19 protein-coding genes and 1 pseudogene are annotated in these 14,918 nt (G+C 65.8%); 16 read left to right on the forward strand and 4 right to left on the reverse strand.

The window, feature by feature from the left end; all coding sequences use genetic code 11:
- Positions 1-81 precede the first annotated feature (81 nt).
- The 3 genes and pseudogenes from AC5Y4D_RS26680 to AC5Y4D_RS26690 form a co-directional block, all read right to left on the reverse strand.
- The gene (locus AC5Y4D_RS26680; RefSeq protein ID WP_500038692.1) at positions 82-525 is read right to left on the reverse strand and encodes a nitroreductase family deazaflavin-dependent oxidoreductase; all 444 of its coding nucleotides are present in this window, start codon (positions 523-525) and stop codon (positions 82-84) included.
- A 73-nt stretch (positions 526-598) separates the two neighbouring features.
- Positions 599-1,053: pseudogene (locus tag AC5Y4D_RS26685) on the reverse strand (response regulator transcription factor); the annotation flags it as partial.
- A 123-nt stretch (positions 1,054-1,176) separates the two neighbouring features.
- A complete protein-coding gene (locus AC5Y4D_RS26690) occupies positions 1,177-1,752 on the reverse strand; it encodes a TetR/AcrR family transcriptional regulator (RefSeq protein WP_500038699.1) in 576 nt (191 codons plus the stop codon).
- A 101-nt stretch (positions 1,753-1,853) separates the two neighbouring features.
- Here AC5Y4D_RS26690 and AC5Y4D_RS26695 point away from each other — a divergent pair, with 101 nt between their 5' ends.
- From AC5Y4D_RS26695 to AC5Y4D_RS26720, 6 genes are all read left to right on the forward strand, one after another.
- The gene (locus tag AC5Y4D_RS26695; protein WP_500038693.1) at positions 1,854-3,173 is read left to right on the forward strand and encodes an oxygenase MpaB family protein; all 1,320 of its coding nucleotides are present in this window, start codon (positions 1,854-1,856) and stop codon (positions 3,171-3,173) included.
- Positions 3,174-3,316: 143 nt separating this feature from the next.
- Positions 3,317-5,674, forward strand: a complete 2,358-nt coding sequence (locus AC5Y4D_RS26700) for an arylsulfatase (protein ID WP_500038694.1) — start codon at positions 3,317-3,319, stop codon at positions 5,672-5,674.
- 24 nt (positions 5,675-5,698) lie between these two features.
- The gene (locus AC5Y4D_RS26705) at positions 5,699-6,316 is read left to right on the forward strand and encodes a hypothetical protein (RefSeq protein WP_499991794.1); all 618 of its coding nucleotides are present in this window, start codon (positions 5,699-5,701) and stop codon (positions 6,314-6,316) included.
- A gap of 4 nt (positions 6,317-6,320) precedes the next feature.
- Positions 6,321-7,214 carry a formylglycine-generating enzyme family protein gene (locus tag AC5Y4D_RS26710; RefSeq protein WP_500038695.1) on the forward strand — a complete coding sequence of 298 codons (894 nt, stop codon included), beginning with the start codon at positions 6,321-6,323 and terminating at the stop codon, positions 7,212-7,214.
- 103 nt (positions 7,215-7,317) lie between these two features.
- On the forward strand, positions 7,318-8,235 hold the full coding sequence (locus AC5Y4D_RS26715) for a DUF4436 domain-containing protein (RefSeq protein WP_499944424.1): 918 nt from the start codon (positions 7,318-7,320) through the stop codon (positions 8,233-8,235).
- 83 nt (positions 8,236-8,318) lie between these two features.
- The gene (locus AC5Y4D_RS26720) at positions 8,319-9,446 is read left to right on the forward strand and encodes a flavin-containing monooxygenase (RefSeq protein WP_500038696.1); all 1,128 of its coding nucleotides are present in this window, start codon (positions 8,319-8,321) and stop codon (positions 9,444-9,446) included.
- 3 nt (positions 9,447-9,449) lie between these two features.
- Here AC5Y4D_RS26720 and AC5Y4D_RS26725 read toward each other — a convergent pair whose 3' ends face one another.
- Positions 9,450-10,526 (reverse strand): NAD-dependent epimerase/dehydratase family protein, encoded by a 1,077-nt coding sequence (locus AC5Y4D_RS26725; RefSeq protein WP_500038697.1) that lies wholly within the window; start codon positions 10,524-10,526, stop codon positions 9,450-9,452.
- Positions 10,527-10,768: 242 nt separating this feature from the next.
- Here AC5Y4D_RS26725 and rplN point away from each other — a divergent pair, with 242 nt between their 5' ends.
- The 10 genes from rplN to rplO form a co-directional block, all read left to right on the forward strand.
- Positions 10,769-11,137 (forward strand): 50S ribosomal protein L14, encoded by a 369-nt coding sequence (gene rplN / locus AC5Y4D_RS26730; RefSeq protein WP_036352708.1) that lies wholly within the window; start codon positions 10,769-10,771, stop codon positions 11,135-11,137.
- On the forward strand, positions 11,138-11,455 hold the full coding sequence (gene rplX, locus AC5Y4D_RS26735; protein WP_500038698.1) for a 50S ribosomal protein L24: 318 nt from the start codon (positions 11,138-11,140) through the stop codon (positions 11,453-11,455).
- 4 nt (positions 11,456-11,459) lie between these two features.
- On the forward strand, positions 11,460-12,023 hold the full coding sequence (rplE, locus tag AC5Y4D_RS26740) for a 50S ribosomal protein L5 (RefSeq protein WP_499944426.1): 564 nt from the start codon (positions 11,460-11,462) through the stop codon (positions 12,021-12,023).
- A 2-nt stretch (positions 12,024-12,025) separates the two neighbouring features.
- Entirely contained in the window at positions 12,026-12,211 is a 186-nt protein-coding gene (locus tag AC5Y4D_RS26745; RefSeq protein WP_011739072.1) for a type Z 30S ribosomal protein S14, read from the forward strand.
- Positions 12,212-12,224: 13 nt separating this feature from the next.
- On the forward strand, positions 12,225-12,623 hold the full coding sequence (gene rpsH / locus AC5Y4D_RS26750; RefSeq protein ID WP_067409342.1) for a 30S ribosomal protein S8: 399 nt from the start codon (positions 12,225-12,227) through the stop codon (positions 12,621-12,623).
- A gap of 12 nt (positions 12,624-12,635) precedes the next feature.
- Positions 12,636-13,175: a 50S ribosomal protein L6 gene (gene rplF, locus AC5Y4D_RS26755; protein WP_499944427.1), complete on the forward strand. Its 540-nt coding sequence runs from the start codon at positions 12,636-12,638 to the stop codon at positions 13,173-13,175.
- A 41-nt stretch (positions 13,176-13,216) separates the two neighbouring features.
- On the forward strand, positions 13,217-13,585 hold the full coding sequence (rplR, locus tag AC5Y4D_RS26760; RefSeq protein ID WP_499944442.1) for a 50S ribosomal protein L18: 369 nt from the start codon (positions 13,217-13,219) through the stop codon (positions 13,583-13,585).
- A 37-nt stretch (positions 13,586-13,622) separates the two neighbouring features.
- Positions 13,623-14,306, forward strand: coding sequence for a 30S ribosomal protein S5 (rpsE, locus tag AC5Y4D_RS26765; RefSeq protein WP_499944428.1), 684 nt, complete (start codon positions 13,623-13,625; stop codon positions 14,304-14,306).
- Positions 14,303-14,485 carry a 50S ribosomal protein L30 gene (rpmD, locus tag AC5Y4D_RS26770; RefSeq protein ID WP_499944429.1) on the forward strand — a complete coding sequence of 61 codons (183 nt, stop codon included), beginning with the start codon at positions 14,303-14,305 and terminating at the stop codon, positions 14,483-14,485. Before rpsE ends, rpmD begins: the two co-directional genes overlap by 4 nt.
- Positions 14,482-14,918: 50S ribosomal protein L15 (gene rplO, locus AC5Y4D_RS26775; RefSeq protein WP_499991810.1), on the forward strand; the 437-nt coding region annotated here is incomplete at its 3' end. The genes rpmD and rplO, both read left to right, overlap by 4 nt.

Consider the following 14,918-nt stretch of genomic DNA (forward strand, 5'->3'; position numbering starts at 1 on the left):
TAAAGCGCCCCAAAACGGTGTTTTTGGGGCGCTTTAGCGTCTGCTCAGGGGGGCACAGGGGGCTCAGTGGGGGTCAGGGGCTTACGGCCTGGGCGTCAGGACAATCACTGGAATCGGCCGCGATGTCTTCTTCTGGTATCCGACATAGCGGTCGGCGTTATTCGCGTTGACGAGCTTCCACAGTCGGGCGTAGTCGGGGCTGTCGGGCAGCACCGGGCGGGCTGTGACCGCGAAACGATGTGCGCCGACACTGATTTCGATCTCCGGATCGGCCTTCAGGTTGTGATACCAACCGGGGGCTCGGGGATAGCCGGCCTTCGATGCCACGACCAGATAGTCGTCACCGTCCTTGGCGTAGGTGAGCGTCGTGGTGCGCTGCTGACCCGTCTTGGCGCCCACGGTGTGCAGTAGCAGGTTTGGTGGCATACCGGGTATCCGATGGCCAATCCTGCCATTGGTCGCTTGGTAGATCTTGTCGTGCAAACTGAGGAATCTGAACAACACCTTCTCGGCCAAGGTCGTCATCGTCCCAGTCTTGCTGCGTTGCGCCGCTTCCGCCAGGGGGTGCCGAATCGGTTCGATCCCGCCAGTCCTGCAGGGCGGCTTCCCGGACCAGTTGCACCCTGGAGGCGATGCCCAGCTTCGCGTAGACATGGGTCAGGTCGGTCTGCACGGTACGCGGCGAGATGAACAGCCGCGCACCGATGTCTTTGTTGCTCAGTCCTTCTGTGGCCAGGCGCACCACGTCCTGCTCCATCGGCGTCAGTGAGCCCTAGCCGGTGGCCGGCGGCTTGCCCTTGTCGCGGCCGCGTTGCGCATAGGCGATCGCCTCCTCGGTGGACAGTGCGGATCCCTCTGCCCAGGCGGCGTCGAAGACGTCCTGCCCCAATGCTTCTCGGATCTTTTCGACGGCGACCTGGTAGCCCGCTTCGTACATGGGGTAGCGGACGTGTTCCAGACGCTGCCGAAGCCACCGGCCGCGCCTACAAGTCGGGCCGCGTTCGGATGGTTGCCGTCGTCGGCCGCCACGCGGGCCAGGAGTTCGAGCGTGTCCGCTGTCGGCGTCGGCCCGGTGAATTGCGCTATGCCGCGCACAGATCTACGCGCTGCGGCGGTGGTGTTGGCGAACGCCGAGCAGACGTAAAAGCCCCCGACACGCCGCGCGTGCGGGGGCTTTTACGTCTGGTCGCGCAAATTGGCGCGCAGGCCGTGCACGAAGGTGCGCAGTCGTTCCGGCGTCGCGGTCTGCGGGTCGCTGAGGCGCAGCTGCAGTAGCTCGCGGCCGGCGGCGTAGAGAATCCTGGCGGTGTATTCGGGATCCTGCAGACCCGGATTGAAGCGCAACAGCTCGCCCTGCAAGAAGTCCCGCACCACCGTCTGCGACTGCGCCAGCCTTTCATGCAGTTCCGGGGGTGCGCCCTGGGGCGGGAACAGGAACAGTCGCCACGTCGCGGTGTGCGCGTCGACAGCGGCCAGTACCCCGTCGAATGCCCGCACCAGGGTTTGGTTGTCCTCGCTCGGCTCGCCCAATCCGCTGACCGCCGCGACGAACTGGGCACCGGCGCGTTGCGCTTCCCGGTCGATCAGGGCGACGAAAAGCTTTGCGGGGTCACCGAATAACTGGTAGATCAACGACCGGTTGACGCCCGCTGCCTGAGCGATACGGTTCGGGGTAGCCGCGTGAAAACCCTCGGCATCGACAATGGCGGCGGTGACATCCATTATCTGCTCGCGCCGCCGCTCGGCGGTCATCCGCCGTTTCGGGACGTCCTTGGTGGCCTGGGTCACGCTTGACAGCATAACTAACACTTTGTGAGTATTACTCACAACTTGTTAGTTATCGAAGGGTCGGCATGGTCACCTACTATCCGGAACTCGCGCAGCGGGTCGCAAGCCAACGGCAATTGCAGCCAGATCTGTACGGCGACATCGACTTCGACGAGCGACCGTACCGGCTGACCAAAGAGCTCGACGACAAGTCGTCCCTGCCCAAATGGGCCGACGACCGTGCGCAGATCCTGCAGGACGACCGCGTCTTGGAGTTGATGGAAACCGCCACCATGCTCGGCGACGTGGTGGCAGACCCCTACGCGGCGCTGATGAGCGAGTACAGCGTCCCCAAGCTGATCGAGATGCTCAGGACCGCTTGCCGGGAGGGCATCGACGCGGTGCCCGACGCGCCGGACGAACTGGTGTCGTTCATCGCTGCAATGGAAGAAAAACCGGATTGGATCGACTTCGATCTGATCGAGGACGGCGCACGGCAGGCGCGCACCGCGGCCGCGTTGCTGGCCCACTTCATCACCCGCGGCGCTTTCATCGCGACGTTCACCAACACCTACGCCGCGTTGCCGATGGGTCTGACCGGAGCCCTGTCCGGTCGTCGTGCCGAGCGGCGGGTCAACGAGACGGCGAGTTTCTTCGCCGTCACCACCCTGCCGAATGCGTTGCAGCGCTACGGTCCCGGATTCGAAGCGGCCGCCATGGTGCGGCTGATGCACTCGATGGTGCGCTACAACGCATTGAAGAAATCCGACAAGTGGGATGTCGATGTCTACGGCGTCCCGGTTCCGCAGGTCGACCAGATGCCGGCCGGCATGATCGGGCAGTATCTGACCTCTCAGCAGGTGCTGCGGCAGGGTCGGGTCGAATTCAACGAGCAGGAACGCGCGCTCGTCGAATTCGGTCGCTACCGCTGCTTTCTGCTCGGTCTGCCCGAGGAACTGCTGCCTACCACGCCGGCAGACACCGTTCACGTCATGCACGCACGCGCGGCACTGTTGCGGGACGGTTTCGACTCGGTATGTCGCGAACTCGTCGACTCCACGATGGATGCCTACCTGCGTCCCGGGACCACGTGGTTTGACCGCGCCGCCGAAGCTGTCGAAAAGAGCTACAGCAAGGAAACCTTCGTGCGGGCGTTCTGCAACGGTGACCGCGGCGTCGCCGCGGCGATGGGTGTCTCGATCGGGTTCGCCGATCGTGTTCGCATCGCGCTGACCGGACCGTTCATCGCCGGACGCTTCGTGGCCGTCAACCGTGCCAGCAACGTTCCCGCGCTTCGCAACATCGTCGACCGATATGTCATCAGGCTCCTCAAGCTGCGGCTGGCAACCTATGGGAAGCCCGAATTCACCAGCGACTCAGCACATTACACGCCTGTCCCGCACTGACCGGTATACCGCGGAGCAGGCCCCGGTACCCGACTTCTGCATTCTCAGGCTTTTCTTCGGTCGGCTCATTACTGTGACCCGGGTGTGTAATTTCGCACGCGATGTCCGGCGATGAGTCCACTACGGGAGTGAGGCTGACAGATATGACTGGGTCGACAGAATTCCAGGGCAAAATCGAGTTGGACATCCGCGACTCCGAACCGGACTGGGGCCCGTACGCAGCGCCGACCGCGCCGGAGAACTCACCGAACATCCTCTACATGGTGTGGGACGACATCGGCATCGCGACCTGGGACTGCTTCGGCGGCCTGGTCGAGATGCCGGCGATGACCCGCATCGCCGAGCGCGGCGTGCGGCTGGCGAACTTCCACACCACCGCGCTGTGCTCGCCGACCCGCGCCTCGCTGCTGACCGGGCGCAACGCGACCAGCGTCGGTATGGCCACCATCGAAGAGTTCACCGACGGCTTTCCCAACTGCAACGGCCGCATCCCGGCCGAGACCGCGCTGCTTTCCGAGGTGCTCAACGAGCGTGGCTACAACACCTACTGCGTGGGCAAGTGGCACCTGACCCCGCTGGAAGAATCCAGCATGGCCTCGACCAAGCGGCACTGGCCGTTGTCGCGCGGATTCGAGCGCTTCTACGGCTTCATGGGCGGCGAGACCGACCAGTGGTACCCGGACCTGGTGTACGACAACCACCCGGTGAACCCGCCCGGCACGCCCGAGGACGGCTACCACCTGTCCAAGGACATCGCCGACCGCACAATACAATTCATCCGCGACGCCAAGGTGATCGCGCCCGACAAACCGTGGTTCAGCTACGTCTGCCCCGGCGCCGGACACGCCCCGCATCACGTGCCCACCGAGTGGGCCGACAAGTACAAGGGCGTGTTCGACATGGGCTACGAGGCCTACCGCGAGATCACGCTGGAAAAGATGAAGGCGATGGGTATCGTGCCCGCCGACACCGAGCTGTCGCCGATGAACCCCTACCTCGACGTCAAAGGACCCAGCGGCGAAGCCTGGCCGCTGCAGGACACGGTGCGGCCGTGGGACAGCCTGAACGACGAAGAGAAGAAGCTGTTCAACCGGATGGCCGAGGTGTTCGCCGGGTTCCTGAGCTACACCGATGCCCAGATCGGCCGAATCCTGGACTACCTCGAAGAGTCCGGTCAGCTCGACAACACGATCATCGTGGTGATCTCCGACAACGGTGCCAGCGGCGAAGGCGGCCCGAACGGATCGGTCAACGAGGGCAAGTTCTTCAACGGCTACATCGACACCGTCGAAGAAAGCATGAAGCTCTTCGACCATCTCGGCGGACCAGAGACCTACAACCACTATCCGATCGGCTGGGCGATGGGCTTCAACACGCCCTACAAGCTGTTCAAGCGCTACTCCTCGCACGAGGGCGGCATCGCCGACACCGCAATCATCTCCTGGCCCAACGGAATAGCCGCGCACGGCGAAGTCCGCGACAACTACATCAACGTCTGCGACATCACCCCGACGGTCTACGAACTCCTGGACATGACGCCTCCGGATACCGTCAAGGGCATCCCGCAGCGACCGCTGGAAGGAGTGAGTTTCAAAGCGGCCCTTGATGATCCGTCTGCCGACACCGGCAAGGCCACCCAGTTCTACACCATGCTGGGCACCCGCGGCATCTGGCATAGGGGCTGGTTCGCCAACACCATCCACGCCGCGACGCCGGCGGGCTGGTCGCACTTCGACCAGGACCGCTGGGAGCTGTTCCACCTCGAAAAAGATCGCAGCCAGTGCCACGATCTGGCCGACGAGCACCCCGACAAACTCGAAGAACTCAAGGCGCTGTGGTTTTCCGAGGCCGACAAGTACAACGGGCTCCCGCTGGCCGACCTCAACCTGATGGAGACGCTGAGCAGGTTCCGCCCCTATCTGGCGGGGGAGCGCGACAGCTACGTCTACTACCCCGACTGTGCCGATGTCGGCATCGGTGCCGCCGCCGAGATCCGCGGTCGTTCGTTTGCCGTGTTGGCCACGGTGACGGTGGACAGCACGGGGGCCGAAGGGGTGCTGTTCAAGCAGGGCGGGGCGCACGGCGGGCACGTGCTGTTCCTGCAGGACGGACGGCTGCATTACGTGTACAACTTTCTCGGCGAACGCCAACAACTGGTTTCCTCCGACGGTCCGATCCCGCTGGGCAAACACCTGTTCGGCGTGCGCTACGAACGGACCGGAACGGTTCCCAACAGCCACACCCCGCTCGGCACCGCGACGCTGTTCTTCGACGAGCATCCGGTCGGGTCGCTCGCAGACGTCGTCTCGCACCCGGGAACCTTCGGGCTGGCGGGGGCGGGCATCACCGTCGGACGCAACGGCGGGTCGAGTGTGTCCAGCCGGTACAAGGCGCCCTTCGTCTTGACCGGTGCGACCGTTGCCCAGGTCGCCGTCGACCTGTCGGGTCGTCCGTACGAAGACGTGGAAAAGGATATAGCGCTTGCCTTTTCGCGGGACTGAGTCGCCGTGCGGCCCGCTTGTCTGATGGGGATCGTCGCCGTGGTGCTCGCCGGTTGCCAGTCGAACATCGGGGGATCGGCCACGCCGGGCCCGCATTCGGACCCGGCCATGCCGGTGCCCGGCATCGCTGCCACCCAGTCCGGGAACATCGCGCCCGAGACATTGTCCTGTCCCGCCACACCGTCCGGTGCCGGCCCGGTGGCGGTGGCCGCAGTAGCCGACCCGGCCGCGCCGCGGATCACCCTGTCCGTCCCCGAAGGCTGGAGCGCTGCTCCGGGCGACGGGGATACGGCGCTGACGTTGACCGGTCCCGACACCATGTCGGCCACCGTCACCATCAGCGCGACGGAACTGGCGCCCGAGAGCGCGTTCCTGCGCCACACCGCCGGGGTGGGCGGTACCGCCCCGCGGCTGCGTTTCTCGGTGACCGGAGCACCGTTCTGCGGTTACAGCAGCCAACAACTCACCGGCACGCTGCAAGGGCCGTCGGGCGGGATCGACTTCGCCGACCGCGTCACCCACATCTGGACGAACACCAAGCAGTACCTGGTCACCATTCACCTGCAGGGCCGATCGGGTTCCCCCGGTTTCGGTGCGGCCAAATCCACGTTGACACAAGACTTCGCGGTCGTCATACCCTGAAGTCGTGCTGACCGAGCTTGTCGAGTTGCCCGCTGGATCCTTCCGGATGGGTTCGACGAGCTTCTATCCCGAAGAAGCGCCGATCCACACCGTCACCGTGGGTCCGTTCGCGCTGGAGCGGCATCCGGTCACCAACGCGCAGTTCGCCGAATTCGTCACTGCCACTGGCTATGTGACGGTGGCCGAGCAGGCGCTCGACCCCGCCCTGTACCCCGGGGCCGATCCCGCCGACCTGTGCCCGGGTGCGATGGTGTTCCGTCCGACGCCCGGACCGGTGGACCTGCGCGACTGGCGCCAGTGGTGGGACTGGGCGCCGGGGGCGTGCTGGCGCCATCCGTTCGGCCCGGACAGCGACGTGGCCGACCGGGCCGATCACCCCGTCGTGCAGGTGGCCTACCCCGACGCCGCCGCCTACGCGCGATGGGCCGGGCGGCGGCTGCCGACCGAGGCCGAATGGGAGTACGCCGCACGCGCCGGGTCGGCGAAAACGTATCCGTGGGGGGAGGAGGCGCAACCCGCCGGCCGACTGATGGCCAACACCTGGCAGGGCGATTTCCCGTACCGCAACGACGGCGCGCTGGGCTGGGTAGGTACCTCGCCGGTGGGCACCTTCCCGCCCAACGGATTCGGGCTGGTCGACATGATCGGCAACGTCTGGGAATGGACCACAACCGAATTCAGCGCCCACCATCGAATCGACCGGCCCCCCAAAGCGTGCTGCGCCCCCGCCGGGCCGGCCGACCCGTCCATCAGCCAGACGCTCAAAGGCGGCTCGCATCTGTGTGCGCCGCAATATTGCCACCGGTACCGGCCGGCGGCCCGTTCACCGCAGTCCCAAGACACCGCGACGACGCATATCGGGTTTCGCTGCGCAGCGGATTCGACCCGCGTCGAATAATTTCGCCGCGACGCATTGCGGCAGGAAAATCTTTGAGTTTCAATAGCCTTCGCCAGCACGTCGTGTCTGTCTCCGCCGAACTTCCACCGAAAGGTGCCGATAGATGAGCCATCAGGCCCCGCCGCCCGCACCGCCGCGACCGGCCGAGCTATCGGAACCACAACCGAAGTCCCGGGGACGGCGCGTACTCCTCGATTTCGGCGTCATCCTGGTCGTCATCGTCATCTACGTGCTGTCGCTGGTCGGGGTCCACCTGTTGGCCGCGTCCGGCGGCACCGCCGACGCCGATCTGGAAGCCAACAACGACACCGTGGTGAAGGTGCGTTTGGAGAAGCTGGACACGGTCGCCAATCGTCTGACGGTGAATGTCCTTGTCATCCCGGAAAAAGACAAGGTCAAGGACAAGGTGCTCACCCAGGCACTTGCCGTGCGGTTGTACCCGGAGAACGACCTGGGCGACCTGCAGTACCCGATCGGCAAGGCTCCCGCGCAGGTGAGCACCGTGATCGAGGCGGAAGGTGATCCGGCCGTCTGGCCCTTCGATTCCTACACCACCGGCGTTCTTCAGGCCGACGTGTTGGTCGGCACGGGCGACAACCGCGTCGCCGAGCAGGGCCGTATCGAAGTGGTCGGGGCGATCGACGGATGGGACGCCACCGTGCGACGCGTTACCGGCGAAAACAGCGAAAGCCAGGACCGCCCAAGCGATGTCATCATCACGCTGCACCGCTCCAGGGGCACCCTCATCTTCGACCTCGGGATCCTCGTGGTGCTGATCGCCCTGCCCGCCTTGGCATTGTGGGTGTCCATCCCAATGGTGTTGGGCAAGAAGAAGTTCCTGCCCCCGTTCGTTTCGTGGTTCGCGGCCATGCTGTTCGCGGTCGTCCCGTTGCGCAACATCCTGCCCGGCGCTCCGCCGCCCGGGTCGTGGGTGGATCAGGCCATCACGTTGTGGGTGCTGCTCGCATTGGTCGTCGCGATGACGCTGTTCATCATGGCCTATCGAAAACAATCAGACTGATCAGCGCAAAGCGGTTCCCCAGGCAACGCCCGACCGCTGATACCGCGCTGCGGTTCGACGGTCCAGACCTTGCGTCGGACGTCGTGGTCGTCGGCGCCGGCCCGTGCGGCATGGCCGTGGCCCGTCAGCTCCGGCACGATTGGGGAATCGAAGCGCTCGTCCTCGACCGCGCCGACGCACCGGCGTCTTCCTGGCGGCAGCTCTATGACGGCTTCAGGTTGAACACGTGCGGCTTCTGGTCACATCTGCCGGGCCAGCACATTCCGCGCCGGTACGGGCGTTGGCCCGGGCGCGAGGACATGGTCAGCTATTTCGACGATTACGCGGTGCGCCAAGGCTTGCGACTCCGCTTGGGCGTTGAGGTGGGCCGCGTGGACCGGGCCGCGGACTTGTGGCGGGTGACGACCGATCATCAAACCCTCACCGTCGCAGCGGTGATCGTGGCCACCGGCAATTACCACACTCCCATGCTGCCCCGGTGGCCCGGCGTCGACGAGTTCACCGGTGCGGTCCTGCACTCCGCCGATTATCGAAACGCGCTGTGCTACAAGGGATATGACGTCCTGGTAGTCGGTTCGGGGAACTCTGCCACCGATATCGCGCTGCAACTCGGTGACGGACTGGCCAGTCGGGTCCGGATGGCCATACGGACACCGCCGCATCTGGTGCCGCGCGCAGTCGCTGGTCTACCCGTCGATGCTTTCAGCGGTGCCTTCAGTCACCTGCCGGTGCCGGTGCTCGATAGCGCGGCCGCGGTGATGCAACGACTGTGGTTCGGCGACTTGAGTTCTCACGGCTTGCCGGTGCCGCCGCGGGGTATCTACACCGCGTTACTGGAGGACGGTCACATCCCCACTCTGGCCGACGAGCTGGTACCGAAGGTGAAGGACGGCAGCATCGAGATCGTCGCAGCCGTCGAAGAGTTCGCCGGCGACGACGTCGTGCTGGCCGACGGGACGACCGTGCGACCCGACGTCGTCATTGCCGCCACGGGGTACCGCCGGGGCCTCGAGCCGATGGTCGGTCATCTCGGGGTGCTCGACGACGACGGCGACCCGCTGGTCAACGGGGCGCCGGGGGTGGCTCCGGGACTCTGGTTCGCGGGGTACGACGAACCGCTCGCGGGTCCGCTGCGGTCCCTGCGCAAACACGCCACTCGCGTCGCCCGGGACGTCGCCGGCTATGTCGCCGACGGCAGTCGTCGCGGCTGAAGATCAGGGCAGGTGCCGGGTGCTCATCGGTCCCTTGGTCAGGTCGAGGCGCAGTTGCTCCAGCATTGACCGGCGGCGCAGCGGCGGGCTGTCGGTGTGCGCCTCCTTGGCCACCCCGTCGATCACGTCGGCGAGGGCCGCCACCGACGAATACCGTGGCTGCCAGTCCAATTCGCTGCGGGCGCGCGTGCAATCGAGCAGCGGGACGCCGAAGGCCATATCGAGCCAGCCCCGGTCGATGGGTTGCAGCCGGGTCCGCCAGCTGAGGTCCACCAGGGTGACCAGGACCTTGGCGGGCACGTGAACGGGCCACGCGCCCAACACTTTCGCGACGTCCGCCCGCGTTATCGGAGGGTCGGCCGCGAGGTTGAAGGCGCCGACGGCGCGTCGCTCCATCGCCCTCACGAAGGCGTCGGCGACGTCGTCGGCATGCACCAGCGGAATGCACAATGCGCGATCCAGCGGCAACAACGGCAGTAGCGGTACGACGCGCATGGGCACGTATCCCGGTAGCGCATAACGCATCAACCCACTGGCGGCGGCGCGCTGCACGATGAAGCCCGGCCGCATCCGGGTGATGGGCACCGCGTCCCGTCCGTGCGTGCTTTCGTATTCGTCGAGTCGGGCTTCGGCGGCGGACTTGTCTCGGCTGTACGGCGACGACGGGATGCCGTTCGTCGACCACGTCTCGTCGACCCGCGTGCCGTAGCGTCCGGCCGCGTATGCCCCGACCGACGACATGTGCAGCAACTGGCCCACCCCGGCCGAGTGCGCCGCCGTCAGCACCGCGGTGGTGCCCCCCACGCCCTGGCGGGTCAGATACTCGGTGTTGCGCGTCGGCTGGAATCCCCAGGCGAGGTGGATGACCGCATCGGCGTTCTCGACGATCGGGGGCAGCTTCTCGGCCGCATCTTCGCCGGCGAGATCGAGCGCGTGCCAGCGGACCCGCTGGTAGGCCCCGATGCGCGGAGGTGGCCGGCGCACCACGCCGATGAGCTCATGCTGATCACCGTCGGCGGTGAGCCTGCGCAGCAGCGCGGTTCCGACGTTGCCGGACGCTCCGGTGATGACGATTCGCACGCCGAGGCGTATTACCTGATCGGTGCGGCTCAAACGCCGCCCGTTTGACGTCACCGGGAGGGGTGTCGGCGGCAATTTGGTGCTGGGCTGGCCGTCCCCTAGACTCTAGGGGTTGCCTTGGGCAGACCTCGGCCGGTGCATGCGGTAATACCGGCCCCGCGTGCCCTTCGGTGACGAACAGACCGCGCACGTCAGGTGAGTTCCTCCTGCCGTGCACACGTCAAACCAGGTCAGGAGATCGAGTGATTCAGCAGGAATCGCGGCTGAAGGTCGCCGACAACACCGGCGCCAAGGAGATCTTGTGCATCCGGGTGCTCGGCGGGTCGTCGCGACGCTACGCCGGCATCGGTGATGTCATCGTCGCCACCGTCAAGGACGCCATCCCCGGCGGCAACGTCAAGCGCGGTGACGTCGTCAAGGCCGTCGTGGTGCGCACCGTCAAGGAACGCCGTCGACCCGACGGCAGCTACATCAAGTTCGACGAGAACGCCGCGGTGATCATCAAGCCCGACAACGACCCGCGTGGCACCCGCATCTTCGGCCCGGTCGGCCGGGAACTGCGGGAGAAGAAGTTCATGAAGATCATCTCGCTGGCTCCGGAGGTGTTGTAGATGAAGGTCCACAAGGGCGACACCGTGCTGGTCATCGCCGGCAAGGACAAGGGCGCCAAGGGCAAGGTCATCCGGGCTTACCCGGACCGCAACCGGGTGCTGGTCGAGGGCGTCAACCGGATCAAGAAGCACACCGCGGTCTCGACCAACCAGCGCGGCGCCCGCTCCGGTGGCATCGTCACCCAGGAAGCGCCCATCCACGTCTCCAACGTGATGGTGGTCGACTCCGACGGCCAGCCCACCCGCATCGGCTACCGGGTCGACGAGGAGACCGGCAAGCGGGTCCGCATCTCCAAGCGCAACGGCAAGGACATCTAAGAAGATGACTACTGCAGAGAAGACTCAGCCGCGCCTCAAAGAGCGTTATCGCAGTGAGATCCGTGATTCGCTGCACAAGCAGTTCGGCTATTCCAACGTCATGCAGATCCCCACGGTGACCAAGGTCGTGGTCAACATGGGTGTCGGCGAGGCCGCACGCGACGCCAAGCTGATCAACGGCGCGGTCAACGACCTGGCGCTGATCACCGGGCAGCGGCCCGAAATTCGCAAGGCGCGCAAGTCGATTGCGCAATTCAAGTTGCGTGAGGGCATGCCGATCGGCGCCCGCGTGACGCTGCGCGGTGACCGGATGTGGGAGTTCCTGGACCGGCTCACCTCGATCGCGCTGCCCCGTATCCGTGACTTCCGCGGGCTGTCGCCCAAGCAGTTCGACGGTGTCGGCAACTACACGTTCGGGCTGGCCGAGCAGTCGGTGTTCCACGAGATCGACGTGGACAAGATCGACCGGGTCCGTGGCATGGACATCAGCGTCGTCACCTCGGCGACGAACGACGACGAAGGACGAGCGCTGTTGCGGGCCCTCGGCTTTCCCTTCAAGGAGAACTGAGCATGGCGAAGAAGGCACTGGTCAACAAGGCCGCGCGCAAGCCGAAGTTCGCGGTGCGCGGCTACACCCGCTGCAGCAAGTGCGGCCGGCCGCGCGCGGTGTTCCGCAAGTTCGGGCTGTGTCGTATCTGCTTGCGCGAGATGGCGCATGCGGGCGAGTTGCCCGGTGTGCAGAAGAGCAGTTGGTGAGGAGTAGCGCTCAATGACTATGACGGACCCGATCGCGGACTTCCTGACCCGTCTGCGCAACGCCAACTCGGCGTACCACGACGAAGTGAGCCTGCCGCACTCCAAGATCAAGGCGAACATCGCCCAGATCCTCAAGAACGAGGGCTACATCACCGATTTCCGCACCGAGGATGCTCGGGTCGGCAAATCGCTGGTGGTACAGCTCAAGTACGGGCCCAGCCGGGAACGCAGCATCGCCGGCTTGAAGCGGGTCTCCAAGCCCGGTCTGCGGGTGTACGCGAAGTCCACCAACCTGCCCCGGGTGCTCGGAGGTCTTGGCGTGGCGATCATTTCGACGTCGTCGGGACTGCTCACCGACCGTCAGGCGGCCAGACAGGGCGTGGGCGGCGAAGTCCTCGCTTATGTGTGGTGAGAGGAACTAGACATGTCGCGTATTGGTAAGCAACCGGTTCCGATTCCGTCGGGAGTCGACGTCACGATCGACGGGCAGAACGTCTCGGTGAAGGGTCCCAAGGGCACCCTGGAACTGAGCGTCGCCGAGCCGATCACGGTGTCGCGCAACGACGATGGCGCCGTGGTGGTTTCGCGTCCCGACGACGATCGGCGCAACCGCTCACTGCACGGGCTGTCCCGCACTCTGGTGGCCAACCTGGTCACCGGCGTGACCGAGGGTTACACCACCAAGATGGAGATACACGGTGTCGGTTACCGTGTGCAGCTCAAGGGCACCAACCTGGAGTTCGCGCTGGGCTACAGCCACCCCGTGGTGATCGAGGCGCCGGAAGGCATCACCTTCGCGGTGCAGGCGCCGACGAAGTTCACCATCTCCGGCATCGACAAGCAGAAGGTCGGCCAAATCTCGGCGAACATCCGCCGTCTGCGCCGTCCCGACCCGTACAAGGGCAAGGGCGTGCGCTACGAGGGTGAGCAGATCCGCCGCAAGGTCGGAAAGACAGGTAAGTAGTCATGGCCCAGTCACAGACCGCATCCGATGCGCGTAAGCCGGTGGGGCAGAACGTGTCCGCCACCCGGCGGGTGTCCCGCTTGCGCAGGCACGCTCGGCTGCGCAAGAAGATCTCCGGCACCGCCGAGCGTCCCCGCCTGGTGGTCAACCGGTCGTCGCGGCACATCCACGTGCAACTGGTGAACGACCTCAACGGCACCACCGTGGCCGCCGCCTCGTCGATCGAATCCGACGTGCGCGGTCTGGACGGGGACAAGAAGGCTCGGAGCGTGCGGGTCGGCCAGTTGATCGCCGAGCGGGCCAAGGCCGCCGGCGTCGAGTCCGTGGTGTTCGACCGCGGTGGCTACACCTACGGTGGACGGATCGCGGCATTGGCCGATGCCGCGCGCGAGAACGGATTGCGATTCTGATGAACAACGCAAGCCTGATAAACGGAAGGACCGCATAATGGCGGAGCAGTCCGCAGGGGGCTCGACGGATAACCGTGGCCCCGACGGCCGCGACTCCCGCGACGGGCGGGGTCGGCGCGACGGCGGTGGCCGTGGTGGCCGCGACCGCGACCGTGACGGCGACAAGAGCAACTACCTGGAGCGGGTCGTCGCGATCAACCGCGTCTCCAAGGTGGTCAAGGGTGGTCGGCGATTCAGCTTCACCGCCCTGGTCATCGTCGGTGACGGCAACGGCATGGTCGGCGTCGGTTACGGCAAGGCCAAGGAGGTGCCGGCGGCGATCGCCAAGGGCGTCGAGGAGGCCCGCAAGGGCTTCTTCCGGGTCCCGCTGATCGGCGGAACCATCACCCACCCGGTGCAGGGTGAGGCCGCGGCGGGCGTCGTGTTGCTGCGCCCGGCCAGTCCGGGTACCGGTGTGATCGCCGGGGGTGCGGCGCGTGCGGTGCTGGAATGCGCTGGCGTGCACGACATCCTGGCCAAGTCGCTGGGTAGTGACAACGCGATCAACGTGGTGCACGCCACCGTGGCCGCGCTGAAGATGCTGCAACGTCCCGAGGAGGTGGCCGCCCGGCGCGGCCTGCCGATCGAGGATGTCGCCCCGGCCGGGATGCTGAAGGCGCGTCGCGAGAGTGACGCGCTGGCCAGTGCGGCAGTGGCCAGAGAGGCACAGGCGCAACCATGAGCCAACTGAAGATCACCCAGGTGCGCAGCACCATCGGGGCACGCTGGAAGCAGCGCGAGAGTCTCCGTACGTTGGGGCTCCGCAAGATTCGCCACTCGGTGATCCGCGAGGACAACGCACAGACCCGCGGGCTGATCGCGGTGGTGCACCACTTGGTTGAAGTGGAGGAGGCCGAATGACCATCAAACTGCACGACCTGAAGCCTGCGCCCGGATCGAAGACCGCGCGTACTCGCGTGGGTCGCGGTGAGGGTTCCAAGGGCAAGACGGCCGGCCGCGGCACGAAGGGTACGAAGGCCCGCAAGAACGTGCCCGCCACGTTCGAGGGTGGGCAGATGCCCATCCACATGCGGCTGCCCAAGCTGAAGGGCTTCCGTAACCGGTTCCGCACCGAGTACCAGGTCGTCAACGTCGGCGACATCAACCGGTTGTTCCCCGAGGGCGGCACCGTCGGCGTCGACGAGCTGGTGGCCAAGGGCGCCGTTCGGAAGAACTCTCTGGTCAAGGTCCTCGGTGACGGGAAGCTGACCGTGCGCGTCGAGTTGACCGCGCACAAGTTCAGCGGCAGCGCACGGGAGAAGATCACCGCCGCCGGCGGTTCCGCGACCGAGCT

It is taken from the genome of Mycobacterium sp. NGS67, from assembly GCF_059812185.1.

Excerpts from the sequence above, each read along its gene's own strand:
- rplE (WP_499944426.1), top strand. The coding sequence starts at position 11,460 with ATGACTACTGCAGAGAAGACTCAGCCGCGCCTCAAAGAGCGTTATCGC.
- rpsH (WP_067409342.1), top strand. The coding sequence starts at position 12,225 with ATGACTATGACGGACCCGATCGCGGACTTCCTGACCCGTCTGCGCAAC.
- AC5Y4D_RS26695 (WP_500038693.1), top strand. The coding sequence starts at position 1,854 with ATGGTCACCTACTATCCGGAACTCGCGCAGCGGGTCGCAAGCCAACGG.
- rplF (WP_499944427.1), top strand. The coding sequence starts at position 12,636 with ATGTCGCGTATTGGTAAGCAACCGGTTCCGATTCCGTCGGGAGTCGAC.
- AC5Y4D_RS26715 (WP_499944424.1), top strand. The coding sequence starts at position 7,318 with ATGAGCCATCAGGCCCCGCCGCCCGCACCGCCGCGACCGGCCGAGCTA.
- AC5Y4D_RS26705 (WP_499991794.1), top strand. The coding sequence starts at position 5,699 with ATGGGGATCGTCGCCGTGGTGCTCGCCGGTTGCCAGTCGAACATCGGG.
- AC5Y4D_RS26700 (WP_500038694.1), top strand. The coding sequence starts at position 3,317 with ATGACTGGGTCGACAGAATTCCAGGGCAAAATCGAGTTGGACATCCGC.
- rpmD (WP_499944429.1), top strand. The coding sequence starts at position 14,303 with ATGAGCCAACTGAAGATCACCCAGGTGCGCAGCACCATCGGGGCACGC.
- AC5Y4D_RS26690 (WP_500038699.1), bottom strand. The coding sequence starts at position 1,752 with ATGACCGCCGAGCGGCGGCGCGAGCAGATAATGGATGTCACCGCCGCC.
- AC5Y4D_RS26745 (WP_011739072.1), top strand. The coding sequence starts at position 12,026 with ATGGCGAAGAAGGCACTGGTCAACAAGGCCGCGCGCAAGCCGAAGTTC.
- AC5Y4D_RS26680 (WP_500038692.1), bottom strand. The coding sequence starts at position 525 with ATGACGACCTTGGCCGAGAAGGTGTTGTTCAGATTCCTCAGTTTGCAC.
- rplX (WP_500038698.1), top strand. The coding sequence starts at position 11,138 with ATGAAGGTCCACAAGGGCGACACCGTGCTGGTCATCGCCGGCAAGGAC.
- rpsE (WP_499944428.1), top strand. The coding sequence starts at position 13,623 with ATGGCGGAGCAGTCCGCAGGGGGCTCGACGGATAACCGTGGCCCCGAC.